Source organism: Saccharopolyspora pogona (assembly GCF_014697215.1).
GTDB classification, from domain to species: Bacteria; Actinomycetota; Actinomycetes; order Mycobacteriales; family Pseudonocardiaceae; genus Saccharopolyspora; species Saccharopolyspora hattusasensis.
Map to the genome: position 1 here is coordinate 4328742 of NZ_CP031142.1, position 18543 is coordinate 4347284.

Sequence of the window (18543 nt, forward strand, 5' to 3'; positions counted from 1 at the left end):
GTTGGACACGGCCGAGACGGCGATGGTCCGTTCCGGCCGCCGCCACTCGTCCCAGCCCGACGGCAGCGTCGAGGGCTACCGCGCGAAGCGGACGCTGCCGGTCCGGGTGGAGCTGGCCCGTCAGCTGCGGCGCCGCCGCACCCGGCTGGCACTGGGTTTCCTGGTGGTGCTGCCCTTCTTGCTGCTGCTGGCCTTCGAGATCGGTGACGACGGCCGGCGCGGCGGCCGGACCCTGGCGGACATGGCTACCTCCAGCGGCCTGAACTTCGCGGTGTTCACGCTGTTCGCCTCGACCGGCTTCCTGCTGGTCGTGGTGGTGGCGCTGTTCTTCGGCGACACGGTGGCCAGCGAAGCGTCCTGGTCGAGCCTGAAGTTCTTGCTGGCCGCGCCGGTCCCGCGCACCCGGCTGCTACGGCAGAAAGCCGTGGTTTCCGCGCTGCTGTCGGGTTTCGGGCTGATCCTGCTGTCCGCGGTCGCCCTGGGCGTGGGGCTGGTGTGGTTCGGCAGCGGTGACCTGATCAGCACCACCGGTGAAGCGGTGCCGTTCCCGGGCGGGGTGGTGAACCTGGCGGTGGCCACCGCGTACCTGGCGGTGCACCTGTCCTGGATCGCCGGGCTCGCCCTGTTCCTGAGCGTCAGCACGGACGCACCGCTGGGCGCGGTCGGCGGCGCGGTGGTGGTCTCGATCCTGTCGGCGATCCTGGACCAGATCACGGCCCTCGGGGACCTGCGGGACTACCTGCCGACGCACTACTCGACGGCCTACTCGGACCTGCTGAGCGAAGACGTCGACTGGACCGCGATGGCGCACGGGGCCTTCTCCGCCCTGGCCTACGCGGCGGTCTTCACCACCCTCGCGATCTGGCGCTTCCACAGGAAGGACATCACCAGCTGACCGCCACCGTGAGTCCTCCTGGTTGCTGCCCGGAGGCCTCACGGCCGGCGAGCCGCACCGGGCCCGGCGTCCGATCGGCGGATCGCTTGCATCCACCTTCTCCCGTGCGAGCGCCTGCGCACCGTGCGTCGGGCGATGCGGAGTCGTGGGGTTCCGCTTGTTGACGGGATGTATCTCAATCGGCGCCGAACCGGTCCGGGAAGAATCCGGCCTGGATTGGCTTCAATTGGCGCAGACCATACGCCGACCAGCCGGAATCGACCTCGACTCAGGTGCCGTCAGGACGCCAAAAGGGTCGGGCCAATTGCGATTCGGGAAAGATCATTCCGATTGGGCCGGCCGTGCGCCGATGGATCCGACCGCAGGATCAAGGTGCACCCGAATGGAGTAATGTAAGATCACAATCGCCAGTCGGTCGCTCCGCCAGTGCTAGCCGGGACGATCTCGAACGCTCGTCTCCGCCGGTCAGGACACATCTCGGCGGAGAATCCGAGACATCGGCGAGACTCGCCCGCTTGGGCCGCGCGGTGACCGCGCGGGCCTTCGGCGGAAGCCGCGCCCGAACCTCCCGAGGCGGACATTCCGCCAGTTCAACGAAGAGTTTCACCATGTCACGGCCAGTAATACGCGGAGCACCAATGGGTCAAACCCCCTACCTATTCAGCCGCCATTGATGTCGCTAGGATCACCATCGGTGATTAGTTGATCAATGAGTGAGCTCCAGTAGTCCCAGCGGTGACGCCCCCAACCACAGGCACCCGTGCCCGTCGCCGATCATTCCCCCGTACCAAGGACGCTGATGTCAGAGTTCCCTTTACCCGCCACGGATTCCGAGCAGTCGCCGGCTTCGGGGCGCAGCACGGACGACGACCTGCGGAGTCGGTTGTTGCGGCTGGTCATGGTGCACTTGGGCGCCATGACCGCGTTGGGGATCGCCGCCGCAGCCGTACTGACCACGAACCCCGAGCCCGTGCTCCAGTACTCGGTGCTCGGCGGCGGGCTCGCAGGTTGCGTGATCATTCTGGTCACGGCCGTCTTCCGTTCCCGCGCCACGGCGAACGCGATCGAAGATCACGCCAACGATTCCGCCGCACTCGCCGAACGGCGGCTCGACGAATCCACGAAGCACGCGCAGCAGTGGATCACCGACCTGCGCTCCACCGTCGAGCAGGGCAAGACCGAGTTCCCCCAACTGGTCGAGCAGGTGCGCGCGGGCGAGCAGCCCGCGCCGCGGTGGCCGGCCGACGAACCCGCCGCGGGCAGCCATCCCTTCGAGCTGCTCTCCTACGAGATCCGGCAGGCGCAGGCCGCGGCGGAGTTCGCCGTGGCCCGCATGCAGCAGGTTTCCGGTGCCGGTTTCGATGCCGGCGCAAGTGCTGATCCCGGCGTCGCGGTGTTCGCGAACATCGCGCGGCGCGTCCAGTCCCTCGCGCACCGGGCGATCCAGCGGCTCGACGAGCTCGAGCAACTGGTGGAGGACCCGGACCTGCTCAAGGGCCTGTTCGCGGTCGACCACCTCGTGACCGGCATGCGCCGGCAGGCGGAAAGCCTCGCCGTGCTGGGCGGTTCGATGCCGCGGCGGCAGTGGAGCCGACCGGTGCCGATGTACACCGTCCTGCGCTCCTCCGTCGCAGAGGTCGAGCACTACGCCCGGGTCAAGGTGCTGCCGCCGGTCGACGGCACCCTCCACGGTCACGCCGTCGCCGACGTGATCCACCTGATCGCCGAGCTCGTCGAGAACGCCACCGCCTTCTCGGAGCCCGACACGCAGGTCACGGTGAGCACCCAGCGGGTCACCGCCGGGCTGGCCATCGACATCCGGGACCGCGGGCTGGGCATCGAGCCGGACGAGCGGGCCACGTTGAACGCCCTGCTCGGCGATCCCGGCGCGGTTGACCGCGACGAGCGGCTCAAGGACGGGCGAATCGGTCTGTACGTGGTCGCCCAGCTCTCCGAGCGGCACCACGTCGCCGTCGAGCTCGAGAACAACATGTACGGCGGCACTGACGCCCACGTCGTGATCCCCAGCAGCCTGCTGGGCGATGACGAAGAGGAGCCGGAGCAGGCTCCCGCGGCGGTCGAGTCCGCTCCGAGCGCGGTCGCCGCGGCGGCCGGGTCCGCTCCGAGCGCGGTCGCCGCACCGCCCCTGGCCGCCACCCCGAAGCGGCAGCCGAAGCCGAAGCTGGCGACGGAGCTGCAGCCGGAGCCCGAGCCGGAACCGACGCCGAGCCGTGCCGCCGTTCCAGCGCTGTCCGGCGCGGACACGCAGACCTTCGCGACCTTCAACTCTTTCGAGACGTTCGACCGGGAACGCTCCAGCGGGCGGCGCGGGGTGCACCGGGCTCCTCGCACGGAGCAGCACAGCCTGCTCGGCCACCTCGACGTGGAACCGCCCACCGCGTCGAACAGTGCGTCGAACGGTGCTTCGAACGGTGCGCGGTACGGACGGCGCATGGGAGTCGTGCCCGAGACCGCTGCGGCCGGAGGTGCACCAGTCCAGAACACGGCCAACACCGAGCGTCCCCCGCTGCCCAAGCGCGACCGCTCCAAGACGTACGTGGTGCCCCAGCTCGCCGGCGGGCCCAAGAACTCCGACGGACCGCGTGGCGGCCCGAACCCCGGGCTGTGGGCGGCTTACCGGAAAGGCGTCCAGGGCGGCACCAGCGACGGCGACGATCCGGGCGACCACAGCGCTTGACCCGCATGGGTGCAATGTCACCCCTTCGCACCGCATTGATCTCAAGGAGACGTTTACCCATGGCCAATGACCTGCCCGCTGGCCAGACACCGGACCTCGGTTGGTTGCTCGCCAGCCTGCTCCGGCGGGTTCCGCACACCCGCTGTGCCCTGCTGGCGTCCACGGACGGACTAAAGCGGTACTACCACGGCCTGGACGCCGACGAGGCGGACGCGCTCGCCGCGTGGGCCGCCGCGCAGTCCTCCCTCGCCCGCAACGGCGGGATGCGCTTCGGCGCGGGTGACGGGGTGCGCCAGGTCGTGGTGGAGTTCGACGACCTCGTGTTCTTCGTCTCGGCCGCCGGTCCCGGCGCGGTCCTCGTCGTCCTCGCCTACCAGGACGCCGACGCCAGCGTGCTCGGTTACGAGATCGCGCAGCTGGTCAAGAAGGTCCCGTCGCACCTCGCCACACCCATGCGGCAGCCCACCGCCGCGTCACGCGCGGGCGAGATGGGTGGGTGATGATGTCGATTCCGCCAGACAAACCCTGGCTGGACAACGAGGCCGGGCCGCTGCTGCGCCCGTACTCGCTCACCAACGGCCGGACCAAGCCGAGCGCCACGCTGACGCTGCAGTCGATGGTCCGGTCCACCGGTCGGGTGACGCCCGAACGAATCGAGCCGATGCACGCCAAGATGCTCGAGCTCTGCCGGTTCGCCACGTCGGTCGCCGAGGTCTCGGCGCACCTGCACCAGCCCGCTGTGGTCACCAAGGTCCTGCTCTCCGACCTCATCGACTGGGGAGCCGTCACCACCCGACTGCCCGATGACATGCCTGACCGAGCACAACTGGAGGCGTTGCTCCATGGTCTCCAACAACTCTGAACTGTTCCCGACCGCGTTCAAGTTCCTCGTCGCGGGCGGGTTCGGCGTCGGGAAGACCACCTTCGTCCGGTCGGTCAGCGAGATCGAACCGCTGACGACCGAGGAAACACTGACCATCGCCAGCATCGGCACCGATGACCTGGCCGGGGTCGGCGAGAAGACCACCACCACCGTCGCGATGGACTTCGGGCGCATCACCTTCGACCCGCAGAACATCGTGCTGTTCCTGTTCGGCACCCCCGGGCAGGAGCGGTTCTGGTTCATGTGGGACGACCTGGTGAACGGCGCGCTCGGCGCGGTCGTGCTCGCCGACACTCGCAGGTTGGAGGACTGCTTCGCCGCGGTCGAGTTCTTCGAACGACGCGGCATCGACTTCCTCGTCGCGGTCAACCACTTCGACGGCGGCTTCCACTACGAGCCCGAAGAGGTTCGGGAGGCGCTGGACATCAAGCCCCGCGTGCCGATCGTCGCGTGCGACGCCCGCGACCGGCGCTCAGCGGCTTCGGTGCTGGCTCGCCTGACCAAGCACGTTCTCGTCAACCGTCCTTTGTAGACGAAATACGCACAGCGGAAACGGAGCCCTCGTGACCACCTTCGATACGGCTGGCTACCGCCACTTCACCCCCGTGGACAACAACGGGCCGCAGCGAGCGGCGCGCTTGCGGCAGCTCGGGCTCGGCGAGCATGCCGAACCAGAATTCGACGCCTTCGCCAAGCACGTCGCGAGCACCCTCGGCGTACCCAACGCGATGGTCAACTTCATCACCACCACGCGCCAGTACCTGGGCGGCCTGTTCTCGGTGAGCGCGGCACCGCCTGACGCCTCCGATGACGATCTTCGCTCCGCGCCTCTGGAAACCGGCTACTGCCCGCACGTCATCGCCCGGGGAAAGGCGCTGGTCTTGGAGGACGTCTGCGACTACCCGCGATTCGCCGGGAACGACGTCGTGGACCGGATGAACGTGCGCTCGTATCTGGGAGCGCCGCTGATCGACCGCACCGGCGTCGCGCTCGGCACGCTCTGCGTTATCGACAGCGAGCCCCGGCCATGGGGACGCGATGGCCTGCACGCCATCAAGACGCTCGCGAGCGAAGGCATGCAGCTGATACACCAGCGCGATCGGGAACTCTGAGGGAACTGAGCCGGTGATCGGGCCAGGCCGCACGTGATTCCCTGCGGCCTGGCCCGATCTTGTCAAGGTCAGCCGCGCCGCAGCAGCACGTCGAGATCGTGCTGATCGCCTGGGCGGCGCTGTTCGACATTGCCGATGACGGCGTCAAAGCCGGCGATGTGCCCGGCAATGGCGTCCACCGTGGGCAGGTCCACGAAGGGCAAGTCCCGCTCCGCGGCGCGCAAGCGCTCGCGCAGACGCTGCTCGCACCATGCCGCGGTGTGGGCGCTGATTTCGGACTGGTAACTCGTCTCGCTGGTCACGCCGGCGAGAATCGTCCAGCACGCCAGTTCACCCACGGCGTTGGCGAGAACGTGCCGTTGTTTCACGTCCGCGATCGGCGCGGTCGTCAACTTGGCGACCCCAGTGGCAAGTTCCTGCACCTGCGGTGCCACATCGAACTCGTCGAGCAACGAGCCGAACCGCTCCGGCGCGGCGAGGAACCTGGTTCCCAGGTAGACGGTGACAGCCTCGGTTGTGCCTTCGAAGATCCGGAACAGCCGGTAGTCGCGGAAGAACTGGCCGACGACATTGGTGTCGACGAAACCGCGCGCGCCGAGCAGCTGCAAGCTCCGGTCCACCACCTGCCACATGAGCTCGCATCCGAGGATCTTCGCAGCGAAGTACAATTCCTCCGCGACGCCTTCCGCTGCGTCCAAGCGGCCGGCGATGTGTTGGACGAGTGCTTCGACGGCCTGCGTGGCGGCCACGCATTCGGCGAGGATCTGCTGGATCCGGCCGTTCTCCGCCAGATTCCCGGTGGCGACCTCCCGCCGCTGGGCGAAGCGATGCGCGAGCTCCAACGACCGCATCGCCGCGCCCAGACTGCCCGCGGCGAGGACGACCCGGCCCTGCATGAATGCGGTCTTCGCGGCGAGCAGCCCCTCGCCCTCGACGCCCAGCAGGGACTTCGCGGGGACCCTCAGGTTCTGGAAGTTTAGGCTGTTCTGCGGGACCGCTTTCAGCCCGAGCGTGATCACCTCCGGCCCACCCACGAATCCCGAGGTTGCGGTATCGACCAGGAAACCGGTGATCCCCAGGTCCTGACCGAGTTCGTTGGTCAGCCGGGCGAACACATTGACGTAAGCGGCATCCGCGCCCAGGCTGATCCACTGCTTGTTGCCGTTGATCACATAGGACCCGTCCGGCTGCTTGGTTGCGCGCGTCGAGATGGCGCGCACGTTCGACCCCATGCCAGGTTCGCTGATCGCGCTCGTGATCAGCCGCTTGCCCTGCGCCAGCTCGGGCAGGATCGCCGTCTTCACGGCCTCGGGAGCGAAGTGCTGAACCGGCGGGACCCCGAGGGTGTTGTGCACAGCGGTCAGGACCATCAGGTTCGCGTCGATCGCGCCGAGTTGCGTTATCACCCGGAGCGCGTCGGAGTGGGAGAGGTCCTGCCCCTGGTACTTCTTGGGGATCTGCAAGCCGAACAGTCCGGCAGAAGCCAAGTCCGGTATCAGCGACGTCGAGAACGACCGGCGCTCGTCCATTCTCCGCGAGTCGAGTCTTTCCCTGCTGTACCTCCGTAGGAACTCCAGCACATCCGACACGGCACCACAGGGCGGTGCGTCCTTGTCGGTCGAGTCCATAGATTCCTCCTATGAGGACCGCTGAGCACACGATCTTCAAGGCACCACGACGAGGGAAGCCGGCCAGGCTGGGGTTCGGTGCTCGCCGGATTCCGGAAGTCGGGGCGCGAAAAATTCCCTGCAGGACGGATTCCACGCAGGTGAGTTGTGAAGTGTCTTACGGCGTAAAGGCGACTCCACGGCCGATGACCGCTCGGCCCGCGAACTCCTGCCGCCGGCCGAGCCGGTACGACGGAGGCGACGATGCCCAGCCAGCTGACGGAAGCGCCGGTGGCGCCAAATCGGACACCGGAGATCCTTCGGCCTTGACGCGATCAGGCCGACGACCTTCGAGGTCCGGGACCCGAAGCGGCAAGGCGGCGTTCATGCGCATCTCCGATCCGCGGTGGCCCGTTGCTTACGTTCGCCTACGAAAAGTAAGGACAAAATAGCTCTTCTTGCTCCTAATAGGTACATCCTTTTGGGTGACGAAACAGGTGCTCTAGGCGAATTCCATTACATAGCGCAACATTCTGCCGCGCAAGCAAGCGAACAATCAAGTCTAGGTGATTATCACCTCGAAGATCCGCCACTCAACCCGGCCGCGTTCGACCACACGATCGGCGGAGTAACCTGCTGGTCGGTGAAATGTTCCATCTGCGGTATTTCGTGGCGGTTGCGGAGAATCTGTCCTTCTCCAAGGCCGCCCGGCAGCTGCACATGGCGACCCGCTGAGCCAACGGGTTCGGGACAGGGAACGCGACCTCGGTGCGGTGCTGTTCGAGCGGGACTCGCACCATGTGCAGCTGACCGACGCCGGCGCGGCGCTGCTGCCGATCGCCAAGGACGTGCTCGGCCGCCTCGACGACATCCCGTGGCGGCTGCACGAGGCGGTCAGCCCACAGCGCGCCGTCGTCTACATCGGCATCCCGCCCGGCCTGCACTCGTCGATGCGGCAGCGGCTCAAGGCGTCGAGGACGAGTGCGCCGCCGAGTGCGACATCAAGCGCTGGCCGAGCGGCAGCAACGACCTGCTCGCCGGCGTACAGCGCGGCGAACTCGCGATGGCGCTGGTGAACCTGCCGGTACACGCCGAGGGCATCGAGGCGTTCGAACCGATACGCGAACCGCTCGGCGCGATGCTGCCGGCGGCGGAGTTCGGCTCCCGCAGCTCGGTCTCGCTCGCCGAACTGGTCGACCACACACCTACGTCAGCCCGGTGCCGCGGATGCTGCCGGGGTACTACGGAGAACTCCTGGCCCGGCTCGAAGCGGTCGGAATCCGCCGGCACATCACGCTCAACACCGGCGACTACGAAAGCACCAGCGAATTGGTCACGAATGGGGAACCATTCTCCATCAATACTGGAACCGGAAAGCGGAATGCACAAGCATCGCGCCGAGAACACAGTGGTGCCACCTTCCGATGATTTCGCCCCTAGCCTGGCAACCGGGATGATCTGACGCCGCGATCGCACCGAAGGCCAACCCGACCTGCGACGATTGATCGAACGAGCAAAATCGGCGTTACGCTGATTCCGTCCCCGCAAATGGCGCGACCGCTGCGGTCACGCCATTGTTCACGCATCGGTGCCACTGATCAATTGAAACACCGCTCCCGCCAACCCTAACGTAGTTTGTGAAGCAAATGAACCGGATTTCTCCCAAGAGCGGTGATGACAACCTCCGTGAACCCCGCATCGAGCGGCTCCAAACCGCTGGCCGGTGCCCGCGTCGTCGACATGGCCACGGCAGGAACAGCGCGACCGCTGGATCCCGGACATGGCCGGCATGACCAAGATCGGGGCGTTCGCGCTGACCGAGCCCGAGGGCGGTTCGGACGTCGCCGGCGGCATGCGCACCACGGCGCGCCACGAAGGAGGGGGCACCTTTCGCTCGAGCGAGGCTGAGAATGGTGGAGAGTAGGTGCTCAACGGCACGAAGCGCTTGTTCCTGCAACGCCTCTTCCCACCGCGGGACTTCACCTGGACCGGCTTCCACGACCTCTTCGCCGTGATCGGCAACGGCACCTTCGCCGACCTGATCGTGGTCTGAGCTCGCGACGAGGCCGAAACCAGGTCAAGGGCTTCGTCGTGGAGAAGGGCACGCCCGGGTTCACCGCCGCCAAGATCGAGCGCAAGATCGCGCTGCGCACCGTGCAGAGCGCGGACGTCCTCGACTACGAGATCGCGAAGTTCTTCTCCGACGCGGAGTCGGTCTGCTCCTTCGAGGGTTCCCGCGAGATGAATAACCTGATCGTCGGTAAGTCCATCACTGGCCTCTGAAATGCAGTCGACAGCTACAACCAAGGGTTGGAAATTCCTTGCCCGGGAAGTCCGTCTGGGCTAGCAGTCAGCGCCTGTCTTTGAACCCCGGGGCGTTGTGCCTCGTCACCGCTTGTGAGTGCTTAGCCGGGATAGAGCCCGGCTCGTCACTCACGAACTGTGACCTGCGGAAATGGCTCGCCGCGAGAATCCTGGTACTAGCGGTCGGCCCCTACGCCGCGGGCAACGTCAGCGACCTACGAACCGTGCGGGGCGTTTCTCCCGGAAGGCCGCCACCCCCTCCTTGTAGTCCTCGCTCTGGTTCAGCGCCTTCGCCTGAGCCAGGGGCGAACGGCCCGTTCGCTCCACCTATCGCGGCGAACGGCCCGTTCGCCCCACCGCATCGTCACCGTCCAGGCGGACGGTCGTGAAGCGCAGGAAGTGCTGGACCAGCGGGCCCATCACGAGCGCAATCAGCACCGTTCCGAATCCGACGGTTCCGCCTAGGACCCAGCCCATGGCCAGGACGATCACCTCGATCCCGGTGCGAACCGCCCAGATCGGCTTGCCGGTGGCGCGCATGGCGCCGGTCATCAGGCCGTCCCGCGGCCCGGAACCGAACCGGGCGCCCAGGTAAACCGCGTCGAAGAAGGTCAGCATCAGCAGCCCCAGGAAGTAGTGGACCAGCTGCTGTATGAGGGAAGTCGGCGCAGGTACGAAGTTCGCCGCCCAGTCGGCGGATGTTCCGACGAGCACGATGTTCAAGAGGGTGCCGAGCCCCGGGAGTTCCCGCAGCGGGATCCAGCAGAGCAGGACGGCGACGGCCGTCAGGTTCGTCGCCCACCCGAACGTCACCCCAGTCTGCAGCGAAATCCCCTCCGCGAGGACGCTCCAGCTGGATACCCCCAGAGACGAATCGACCAGGAAGGTGAGCGCCGTCCCGTATCCCACCAGCCCCACCAGCAGCTGCGGGAGCCGCCAGGACTTCTTATCCGCGCGGAGCTGCTCGCCCGCCGTCATCCGCCGCGCCACGAAGTGGTGCCCGCTCTTCTCGTGCGAAACCGAAGCCACGAATTTCCTCAGCATCCGTCCGGGGGGTTCTCGGGATAGATACCGCGCGCCGACGACGCGGATCATCACGGCCACATCGTGCAAGGCATCTGGCATCGAAAGAAAGGGCCAGATCGTAGACTCTGGCCATGCAGGCCATGCAGGCCATGCAGGCCATACAGGCCATACAGGCCATGCAGGCCAGCAGCCACGCGCTCGCCCGCCTGCTGGGCGACTGGTCCGGCCCGCGCACCGACGGCTCACCGACCTGATCCGCCTGCTGGGACCTGGAGAGCTTGTCGGCTGCCACTCGCGGCGCCGCGATGGCGTTCCTCCTGCCGGACTTCCACAACCCGACCGGCCTGTGCCTGTCCGAAGTTGACCGTTCGCGGCTGCGCCTCGGCTGCCCGGTGGTGGTGGACGAGACGATGGCCGAACTCGCCCTGGATGTCGATCCCCCGGTGCCGCTCGCCGCGCACCACCCGGGCGTAATCACGATCGGCTCGGCGGCCAAGACCTTCTGGGGCGGCCTGCGGGTGGGATGGGTGCGCGCGGACGCCGACCTCGTCCAGCAACTGGGCCAGGCGCGCACCAGCACGGATCTCGGAACGCCGGTGGTGGAACAGCTCGCCTGCGTCGAGCTGCTGGGCGAGATCGACCGGATCCTGCCGGACCGGCTGGCCGTTCTCCGCCGGCGCCGCGCCCTACTGCTGGACCTGGTGGCGGAGCGCCTGCCCGACTGGACGATCGGCAGGTCGGTGGGAGGCCTGTCGGTGTGGGCCCGATTCCCGCAGCCGGTCAGCTCGGCGTTGGCGGCCGTGGCGCCGCAGTTCGGCGTGCGCCTGGCGGCCGGCCCGCGCTTCGGGATCGGCGGGGCGTTCGAGCGCTTCGTGCGCCTGCCCTACTCCCTGGACGCAGCGGCCATGACGGCGGGAATCGACGGCATCGCGGAAGCGCTCGCGGCCGTCCGCGCCGGGCGACGCGCGGACACCCCGCCGTCCGCACTGGCATGACCGGGTGGCCATCCGCCACCAAACAAGTCCACTTTGGACAAATAGTGCGGAGCAACTTGCTCCGGCTCCTTCGTCCCAACCTGCGGCCCGTGAGTGCTTCTGGGCACTGTTGAGGCTTTTTTGGAAGGTGCTGTGAAGCGAACGGACCGTTCGTGCCGCCTACGAGCCTGTTGCGTTTTCGGCGAAAACGGCTGAACCGAAGTACCAAATCAGTCTCGATCGCCGCCGTTTGTCCGCCAGTGGCCATCTCAGCCGTGATCGATCGATCACGGTCCGTGGTGGGCGTAATTTTGCAACAGGCTCCTACCGAGATGAACAGGCCGTTCGCTCCACCCCAATTGGCGAGGCGGAAGCGGACACTCCCGCCGGGGCAGCCACCGGAAGGCAAAACGAGTTCCCAAGCAGGGTCGACAGCCCCAAAAACGTTCACGAGTGTTTGACGAGCGGGGAGGGACGCCTGCGCGCAATCAGTGCACGCAGAACTCGTTGCCCTCGGGATCCAGCAGGACGATGCAGTAGCCGTTCGGCTCGTCGACCTCGCGGACGAAGGTCGCGCCCACGGCCTTGAGCTGGTCGACGTGCTCGGCGACGATCTGGCGGCGCTCCGCGGTCTTGTCGAGCGCCAGGCCCCGCTGCGAGACGTTGATGTCCAGGTGCACCCGGTTCTTCGCGGTCTTGCCCTCCGGGACCTTCTGGAAGAACACCCGAGGTCCCTTGCCCTCCGGGTCCATCACCGCGGCGAAGGCATCCCACTTCTCCTCGGGCAGCCCGATCCGCTGCGCGAACTGCTCCCACGATTCGAACCCCGGTGGCGGCGACTGCTGCACGTAATCCAGCGCCACCGCCCAGAACTCGGCCAACCGCGCCGGATCGTGAGCATCGAAAGTCACCTGAAAACCCAGGCCCACCTCAGCCACCTCCGGCACGCAAGCTAACCCGACCCACCGACGATCACCCTCCAACCAGGGCGACGTCGGTCTCCGGAAAGTCATCGGCAGAGCAGCAGATCGCCCGACTCAGCGGCGACTGCCAGCAGCGCCTTCACACCGGCAGTTCGGTGTTCCAGTCCAGCCATTCGGCCGGGTCGCCGTCGGGCGGTGCTTCGGCGTGGCGCTGCCCCAATCGCTCGACCTCTTCAGGACGTTCGGCGTGGTCGGGCGTCAGCGCGGTGCTCTGCTGCGCACTGCGGACGATGTTGCGCTCGACCCTTGGCCTGCGCAGACGCTCGTAGGCGTCGAGGCTGCCGTGGTCGCGCAATGCCTTGGCCAGGACCACCGCATCCTCGAACGCCATCGAAGCGCCCTGGCCCGTCGCCGGCGACGCTGCGTGCGCCGCGTCGCCGATGAGCAGCATGCGGCCCTTGCGCCAGCGCGGGGTCGGCACCAGGTCGTGGGCATTGGTGGCACACACGTCATCGGTAGCCGCGACGATGTCCGCGGTCGGGGTCGCGTCGGGCCGCAGTACCGTAAGCAGCCGGTCGCGCATGGCGTCCGGGCCCTCCGTGCCGTCCAGCGACGGCGCCGGCACCCTGCTGAACCAGAAAGTCCGGCCCTGCGGCGAGACCGCGTAGCCGAAGGCGCTGCCGCCGCCCCGGACCATGTCGATGCGTCCCGGCTCGTGCGGCGGCTCGGCGCTGTCGGAGTAGCCGTAGAAGACCTGCTGGCCCACATAGCGCTTCGACACGGGGTCGATCAACGCGCGCACCGCGGAGTTCAGCCCGTCGGCGCCGATGAGCAGATCGCCCGCGACCGCCCGCCCATCGGCGAACCGCGCCGCCACCTGGTCGCCGTCGTGCTCCGCGGCGACGAAGCGCGCGCCGTACTCGACGGGAAGACCTCGGCGGTGGACCTCCGAGCGCAGCAGGTCGCACAACTCGGCGCGGCGAACGCAGCGATAGCCATCGTCGAAAGCCGACGAACCCAACTCCGCTCCGTCGCTGCCGGTGAGGCGCAGCGACGTCAACGGGAAGCCCACTTCCGGGACGACATCGATCTGGCGCAGCGCCCGCATACCGTTGGCCGCCACCGTCAGAAACGCCCCGATGTCCGCCCCGCCGCACGGGTGCGCCTCGTGCACGCTCACGTCGATCCCGGCTTTGTCCAGCGCCAATGCGGCAGTCGTGCCCGCGATCCCGCTACCGATGATGACGACTCGCACGACGACTCCTAAGTTGTCGACCTGACGAATGCGCGACTGCGATCACCGTAGTCGAGATCGCCGACGCCACCGCACCAAGTCGAGTTCTGATCAGGCGGCGGGCTCACCGACCGAGACCAGCGACTACCGGATTCCGCACAGCGGCAAGCCGGTGCCGGGCAGGCGCGACTACCTCGACAACCTGGATCATGTCCCACTCAACGCCGCCGCAGGCGTGCCGACCCTGCGGGTCCTCGCGGCACTGGGGCCGAAGATGCTATCTAGCCGCCGAGCGGACCTGGGACGCGCACACGTACTTCGTGCCCGCGTCGCACACCCTGACGGCCCGCGAGCGAATGGGGCCGGACGCGCTTCGCCGTCGAGCAGGCCGTGGTCCTCGACCCGGGTCCGGAGCGAGCCCGCTTGACGCAGCGCGAGCAGTCGGCGGCTACCTGCTCGCCCCGCACCAGCGCAACAACCTGCTGCGCCTCGGCTTCGCCGAGTCCGACCTGACCGACGGCGGCCGCGACCGGCTGGTCAACGCGATCGGCTGGTCGACGCGATCGGCTGGTCGACGCGATCGGCTGGTCGACGCGATCGGCGCCGGCGGCGACATCGAATCCATCGCCGAACGGGTGCAGGAGCACCTCCAGGCCGGTACCGACCACGTCTGCCTGCAGGTGCTGACCGCCACCCTCGGTGCACCGCCGCTGCCGGAGTGGCGCGAGCTCGCGGCGCTCACGCAGGCATGCCCGTCACTTGATGCCTGCGGCGTCCATGCCCCGGATTTCCTTCTTGAGGTCGTGGATCTCGTCGCGCAGCCGCGCGGCCAGCTCGAACTGCAACTCGCGGGCCGCGTTCATCATCTGGTCGTTGAGCTGCTGGACCAGGTCCGCCAGCTCGGCGCGCGGCATCGACTTGATATCGCGGTCCGCCAGCAGCCCGGCGCTGGCCACGGCCTCCCCGGTCGGCTTCTTGCCGCGCGAGACGTTGCGGCCAGAACCGCCGACGGCCACCGACTCCTCAGTGTCCTCGGACTCGGAGTACACCCGGTCCAGGATGTCGGCGATCTTCTTGCGCAGCGGCTGCGGATCGATGCCGTGTTCTTCGTTGTAGGCCGTCTGCTTGGCGCGGCGCCGGTTGGTCTCGTCGATGGCGTGCTGCATCGAGTCGGTGATCCGGTCCGCGTACATGTGCACCTGGCCGGACACGTTCCGGGCCGCGCGGCCGATCGTCTGCACCAGGCTGGTGCCGGAGCGCAGGAAGCCCTCCTTGTCGGCGTCCAGGATCGACACCAGGGAGACCTCCGGCAGGTCCAGGCCCTCGCGCAGCAGGTTGATGCCGATCAGCACGTCGTACTCCCCCAGGCGTAGCTGCCGCAGCAGCTCGACCCGCCGCAGGGTGTCGACCTCGGAGTGCAGGTACCGCACCCGGATGCCCAGTTCGAGCAGGTAGTCGGTGAGGTCCTCGGCCATCTTCTTGGTCAACGTGGTGACCAGCACCCGCTCGTCGCGGTCGGCGCGCTCCCGGATCTCGTGCACCAGGTCGTCGATCTGGCCCTCGGTGGGCTTGACGATCACCTCGGGGTCGATCAGCCCGGTCGGGCGGATCACCTGCTCGACGAACTCGCCGCCGGCCTGCGCCATCTCGTACGGTCCCGGCGTCGCCGACAGGTACACCGTCTGGCCGATCCGGTCGCTGAATTCCTCGAAGGTCAGCGGCCGGTTGTCCAGCGCGCTGGGCAGCCGGAAGCCGTGCTCGACCAGGGTCCGCTTGCGGGACGCGTCGCCCTCGTACATGCCGCCGATCTGCGGCACCGTGTAGTGCGACTCGTCGATGACCAGCAGGAAGTCGTCCGGGAAGTAGTCGATCAGCGTCGCCGGCGCCGAACCGGCCGGGCGGTCGTCGATGTGCCGGGAGTAGTTCTCGATGCCGGAGCAGAATCCGACCTGGCGCATCATCTCGATGTCGTACTGGGTGCGCATCCGCAGCCGCTGCGCCTCCAGCAGCTTGTTCTGCTTCTCCAGCTTGCCCAGCTGCTCCTCCACCTCGGCCTCGATGCCGCGGATGGCCTTCTCCATCCGGTCCGGGCCGGCCACGTAGTGTGTCGCCGGGAAGATCCGCAGGTCGCGCACCTCGCGCACGATCTCTCCGGTCAGCGGGTGCAGGTAGTGCAGCCGGTCGATCTCGTCGCCGAAGAACTCCACGCGCACCGCGAGCTCCTCGTAGGCCGGGATGATCTCTACGGTGTCGCCGCGCACCCGGAAGGTGCCGCGGGCGAAGGCGATGTCGTTGCGGGTGTACTGCACGTCCACCAGCGCGCGCAGGAACACGTCCCGTTCGATCTCGCCACCGATCTTCAGTGGGATGGACCGGTCCAGGTACGACTGCGGGGTGCCCAGGCCGTAGATGCAGGACACCGATGAGACGACCACGCAGTCGCGGCGGCTGAGCAGGTTCGACGTGGCGGAGTGGCGCAACCGCTCGACGTCCTCGTTGATCGACGAGTCCTTCTCGATGTAGGTGTCGGTCTGGGGGACGTACGCCTCGGGTTGGTAGTAGTCGTAGTAGCTGACGAAGTACTCGACGGCGTTGTCCGGGAAGAAGCCGCGCAGTTCGTTGGCCATCTGGGCGGCAAGCGTCTTGTTCGGCTCCAGCACCAGGGTGGGCCGCTGGACGCGCTCGATCAGCCAGGCGGTGGTCGCCGACTTGCCGGTGCCGGTGGCGCCGAGCAGCACTACGTCCTTCTCGCCGGAGTTGATCCGCCGCTCCAGGTCTTCGATCGCCTGCGGCTGGTCGCCAGCCGGCTCGTAGTCGCTGACCATGCGGAACCGGCCGTCGATCCGCGGGATGTCGCTGACCGGCCGGAACTCGGATTGGGCCAGGACGGGGTGCTCAGTCGCGAATGCCACGACAACCAATGTACGAGCCCGCCCTGACATCGTGCTGCGTCACGGGGTGCCCAAATGGCCACCAGGGCCGATAATGGGATACGTCACCCCAGTGCAGGAGGTGGTGTGATGTCGAGCAACGCACCTATCGCTGGGCATCCGGATCTCACCGAGATGCGCCTGCGCTACGAGCGGGCCGCGGAAACTCCCACCGCTCAGGTGGCGGACGGCTTCACCGTGCTCGGTGGCCTGTTCGTCGCATTGTCGCCGTGGATCACCGGCTTTCACGCAATGACGCCGTCGTTGACGCTGAACAACCTGGTCACCGGTCTGACCGCGACCCTTCTCGGGCTCTCGTTCGCGGCCGCCTACCACCGCACGCACGGCATCGCCTGGACCGTACCGGTGCTGGGTGTGTGGACGATCGTGGCCGTGTTCGTGATGAGCGGAACCGCCGTCATGACCAGCAGCGTTCTGTGCAACGTGATCGGCGGCGCGGTCCTGATCCTCGCGGGTCTCGGCACGATGGCTCCGGCCTACGCCACCCGCGCGACGACCTGACCTCGACCGATCGGAGGTGAAGGATCACAAGTGGTGAAGGAATAGCGGGCGCGACGACCTTCGGACGTCGCGCCCGCCCGAATACAGTGGCAGGGTGACCACGCAGCGCGAGATCGCCGAACGGCTCGGCCTGCCCGTCCACCCGCCCAAGGCCGAGGTCTTCGATCTGGTCGCCAACACCAACACCGACCCCAAGGGCCACGTGCGCACCGTGACGCGCTACGAGCGCGCACCCTTCGGCCTGTACCTGGCCCGCCCGACCCCGGGGCACCCCCGCATCGCCGCCCTCGAATCCTGGCTGCTGCCCGAACTCGGGTTGCGCGTGACCCGCTGGTACTGGCACCCCGGGCACGAGGGCGACACGGACTTCTACCTCGACGTGGCGGACATCGAGCCGGGCGAACAGCAGTGGCGGACGGTCGACCTCTACCTCGACATCGCGGTGCGGGACCGGCGCGCGGCGGAGCTGTTGGACGTCGACGAATTCGTGGTCGCCGTGCAGGCGGACCTGCTGGACGCAGAGACCGCGGAGCGCGCGATGCGGCGCGCGTGCAACGCCGTCGACGGGCTCGCCCGGCACCGGTACGACCTGCCGAAGTGGTTGCGCGACAACGGGATCGAGCTGTCGTGGCGCGGGCAACCCGTCGAAGATCCCGCACCCGGCCAGCGGAGGCTACCGCCATCCCGGTGACAGTCCGCGCACGCACCGAATCGATACTCGACGAGCTCCGAAAAGTTACGTTAAATGACGGCGCTGTCGATCTTCGGAGCCGGTTTTGCCATTACTGTCTGAAGTCGTGACCGCTGCGTTTTCTCCCCAATTGGTTGAAGTTATCGACGTCTTCAGCTCGCAGCGCAGGCAACCTTCCGGCAGCGTCGCGCAGTTGGAGGTCTGCCACGTCGAACGCTGGGGACTCGCAGTGGAGTGCCCAACGCCGGAGGCCCCGGACCACGACGCCGAGATCACCTGGCTGCTGCCCGACCTCGGGCTGCGGCTGACCCGCTACCGCCCGCGCCGCAGGCACTCCCGCCCGGGGCCGAGCATGCTCACCGCGGTCCACATCGAGCGTGAGACACGGTCGTGGACGATGACCGACCTCCTGCTCGGTCTGGAGGTCGGGGACCACGGCCGTGCGCGGATCACCCACGCCACCGAGTTCGCCGCAGCGGTGGGCAACGGCCTGATCCGGCTCAGCGAGGCGGACTACGCGCTGCGCACGGTGCACCGCACGCTGGACGAGGTCACCCGCCACCGGGACATCAACCAATGGCTCGCCCACCGGGGCATCTTCCAGCTCTGGTGACCAGGATCTGCGCCGGTCAGCACCCGTGAGCGCGTTCGGATGCGCTTTGGCACCCGAAACCGTTAGGGCCCGTGAGTACTTTCGGGTGCTATAGCCCCCAAAAGTACTCACGGGCCTAGGCGGCTGCCGCG

Annotated in this window: 19 protein-coding genes and 1 pseudogene; 14 read left to right on the plus strand and 6 right to left on the minus strand. The window is 67.6% G+C overall.

From position 1 onward, the window contains the following. Positions 1-22 precede the first annotated feature (22 nt). The 6 genes from DL519_RS19710 to DL519_RS19735 all read left to right on the plus strand — a co-directional run bounded on the left by DL519_RS19710 (position 23) and on the right by DL519_RS19735 (position 5588). Positions 23-895, plus strand: coding sequence for an ABC transporter permease (locus DL519_RS19710; protein ID WP_223840323.1), 873 nt, complete (start codon positions 23-25; stop codon positions 893-895). Positions 896-1694: 799 nt separating this feature from the next. Next, a complete protein-coding gene (locus tag DL519_RS19715; protein WP_190816946.1) occupies positions 1695-3593 on the plus strand; it encodes a sensor histidine kinase in 1899 nt (632 codons plus the stop codon). Positions 3594-3652: 59 nt separating this feature from the next. Beyond that, positions 3653-4093, plus strand: a complete 441-nt coding sequence (locus DL519_RS19720; protein ID WP_190816948.1) for a roadblock/LC7 domain-containing protein — start codon at positions 3653-3655, stop codon at positions 4091-4093. Continuing rightward, entirely contained in the window at positions 4093-4455 is a 363-nt protein-coding gene (locus DL519_RS19725) for a DUF742 domain-containing protein (RefSeq protein WP_223840324.1), read from the plus strand. Before DL519_RS19720 ends, DL519_RS19725 begins: the two co-directional genes overlap by 1 nt. Next, entirely contained in the window at positions 4436-5008 is a 573-nt protein-coding gene (locus DL519_RS19730; RefSeq protein WP_190816950.1) for a GTP-binding protein, read from the plus strand. Before DL519_RS19725 ends, DL519_RS19730 begins: the two co-directional genes overlap by 20 nt. Before the next feature lie 31 nt (positions 5009-5039). Beyond that, positions 5040-5588, plus strand: a complete 549-nt coding sequence (locus DL519_RS19735; RefSeq protein WP_190816952.1) for a GAF domain-containing protein — start codon at positions 5040-5042, stop codon at positions 5586-5588. A 68-nt stretch (positions 5589-5656) separates the two neighbouring features. Here the strand turns inward: DL519_RS19735 and DL519_RS19740 are convergent, their stop codons facing one another. Next, positions 5657-7216 carry an acyl-CoA dehydrogenase family protein gene (locus DL519_RS19740; protein ID WP_190816954.1) on the minus strand — a complete coding sequence of 520 codons (1560 nt, stop codon included), beginning with the start codon at positions 7214-7216 and terminating at the stop codon, positions 5657-5659. A gap of 627 nt (positions 7217-7843) precedes the next feature. Here DL519_RS19740 and DL519_RS46885 point away from each other — a divergent pair. From DL519_RS46885 to DL519_RS19750, 3 genes and pseudogenes are all read left to right on the plus strand, one after another. Further along, positions 7844-7930 carry a LysR family transcriptional regulator gene (locus DL519_RS46885; RefSeq protein WP_223840325.1) on the plus strand — a complete coding sequence of 29 codons (87 nt, stop codon included), beginning with the start codon at positions 7844-7846 and terminating at the stop codon, positions 7928-7930. 38 nt (positions 7931-7968) lie between these two features. Next, the gene (locus tag DL519_RS46890) at positions 7969-8271 is read left to right on the plus strand and encodes a hypothetical protein (RefSeq protein WP_223839290.1); all 303 of its coding nucleotides are present in this window, start codon (positions 7969-7971) and stop codon (positions 8269-8271) included. 674 nt (positions 8272-8945) lie between these two features. Then, positions 8946-9367 (plus strand): annotated as a pseudogene (locus DL519_RS19750) (hypothetical protein); the annotation flags it as partial. 459 nt (positions 9368-9826) lie between these two features. Here the strand turns inward: DL519_RS19750 and yczE are convergent. Then, entirely contained in the window at positions 9827-10528 is a 702-nt protein-coding gene (gene yczE / locus DL519_RS19755) for a membrane protein YczE (RefSeq protein WP_223839291.1), read from the minus strand. Positions 10529-10656: 128 nt separating this feature from the next. On the opposite strand from yczE, the gene DL519_RS48830 reads away from it, so the two are divergent. Continuing rightward, on the plus strand, positions 10657-10779 hold the full coding sequence (locus DL519_RS48830) for a hypothetical protein (protein WP_263399674.1): 123 nt from the start codon (positions 10657-10659) through the stop codon (positions 10777-10779). 24 nt (positions 10780-10803) lie between these two features. Further along, the gene (locus DL519_RS19760; RefSeq protein WP_223839292.1) at positions 10804-11520 is read left to right on the plus strand and encodes an aminotransferase class I/II-fold pyridoxal phosphate-dependent enzyme; all 717 of its coding nucleotides are present in this window, start codon (positions 10804-10806) and stop codon (positions 11518-11520) included. A gap of 467 nt (positions 11521-11987) precedes the next feature. Here the strand turns inward: DL519_RS19760 and DL519_RS19765 are convergent, their stop codons facing one another. From DL519_RS19765 to uvrB, 4 genes are all read right to left on the minus strand, one after another. Then, positions 11988-12410 (minus strand): VOC family protein, encoded by a 423-nt coding sequence (locus DL519_RS19765; protein ID WP_263399675.1) that lies wholly within the window; start codon positions 12408-12410, stop codon positions 11988-11990. A gap of 151 nt (positions 12411-12561) precedes the next feature. Further along, positions 12562-13677 (minus strand): FAD-dependent oxidoreductase, encoded by a 1116-nt coding sequence (locus DL519_RS19770; protein ID WP_223839294.1) that lies wholly within the window; start codon positions 13675-13677, stop codon positions 12562-12564. Positions 13678-13937: 260 nt separating this feature from the next. Next, positions 13938-14324 (minus strand): hypothetical protein, encoded by a 387-nt coding sequence (locus DL519_RS19775; protein ID WP_190816956.1) that lies wholly within the window; start codon positions 14322-14324, stop codon positions 13938-13940. Between the two features lie 87 nt (positions 14325-14411). After that, positions 14412-16568, minus strand: coding sequence for an excinuclease ABC subunit UvrB (gene uvrB, locus DL519_RS19780; RefSeq protein ID WP_317891380.1), 2157 nt, complete (start codon positions 16566-16568; stop codon positions 14412-14414). 108 nt (positions 16569-16676) lie between these two features. Here uvrB and DL519_RS19785 point away from each other — a divergent pair, with 108 nt between their 5' ends. From DL519_RS19785 to DL519_RS19795, 3 genes are all read left to right on the plus strand, one after another. Next, positions 16677-17108, plus strand: a complete 432-nt coding sequence (locus DL519_RS19785; protein ID WP_190816958.1) for an SPW repeat protein — start codon at positions 16677-16679, stop codon at positions 17106-17108. A gap of 94 nt (positions 17109-17202) precedes the next feature. Beyond that, the gene (locus DL519_RS19790; RefSeq protein ID WP_190816960.1) at positions 17203-17799 is read left to right on the plus strand and encodes a DUF402 domain-containing protein; all 597 of its coding nucleotides are present in this window, start codon (positions 17203-17205) and stop codon (positions 17797-17799) included. Between the two features lie 85 nt (positions 17800-17884). After that, on the plus strand, positions 17885-18412 hold the full coding sequence (locus DL519_RS19795) for a hypothetical protein (RefSeq protein WP_223839296.1): 528 nt from the start codon (positions 17885-17887) through the stop codon (positions 18410-18412). Positions 18413-18543 lie beyond the last annotated feature (131 nt).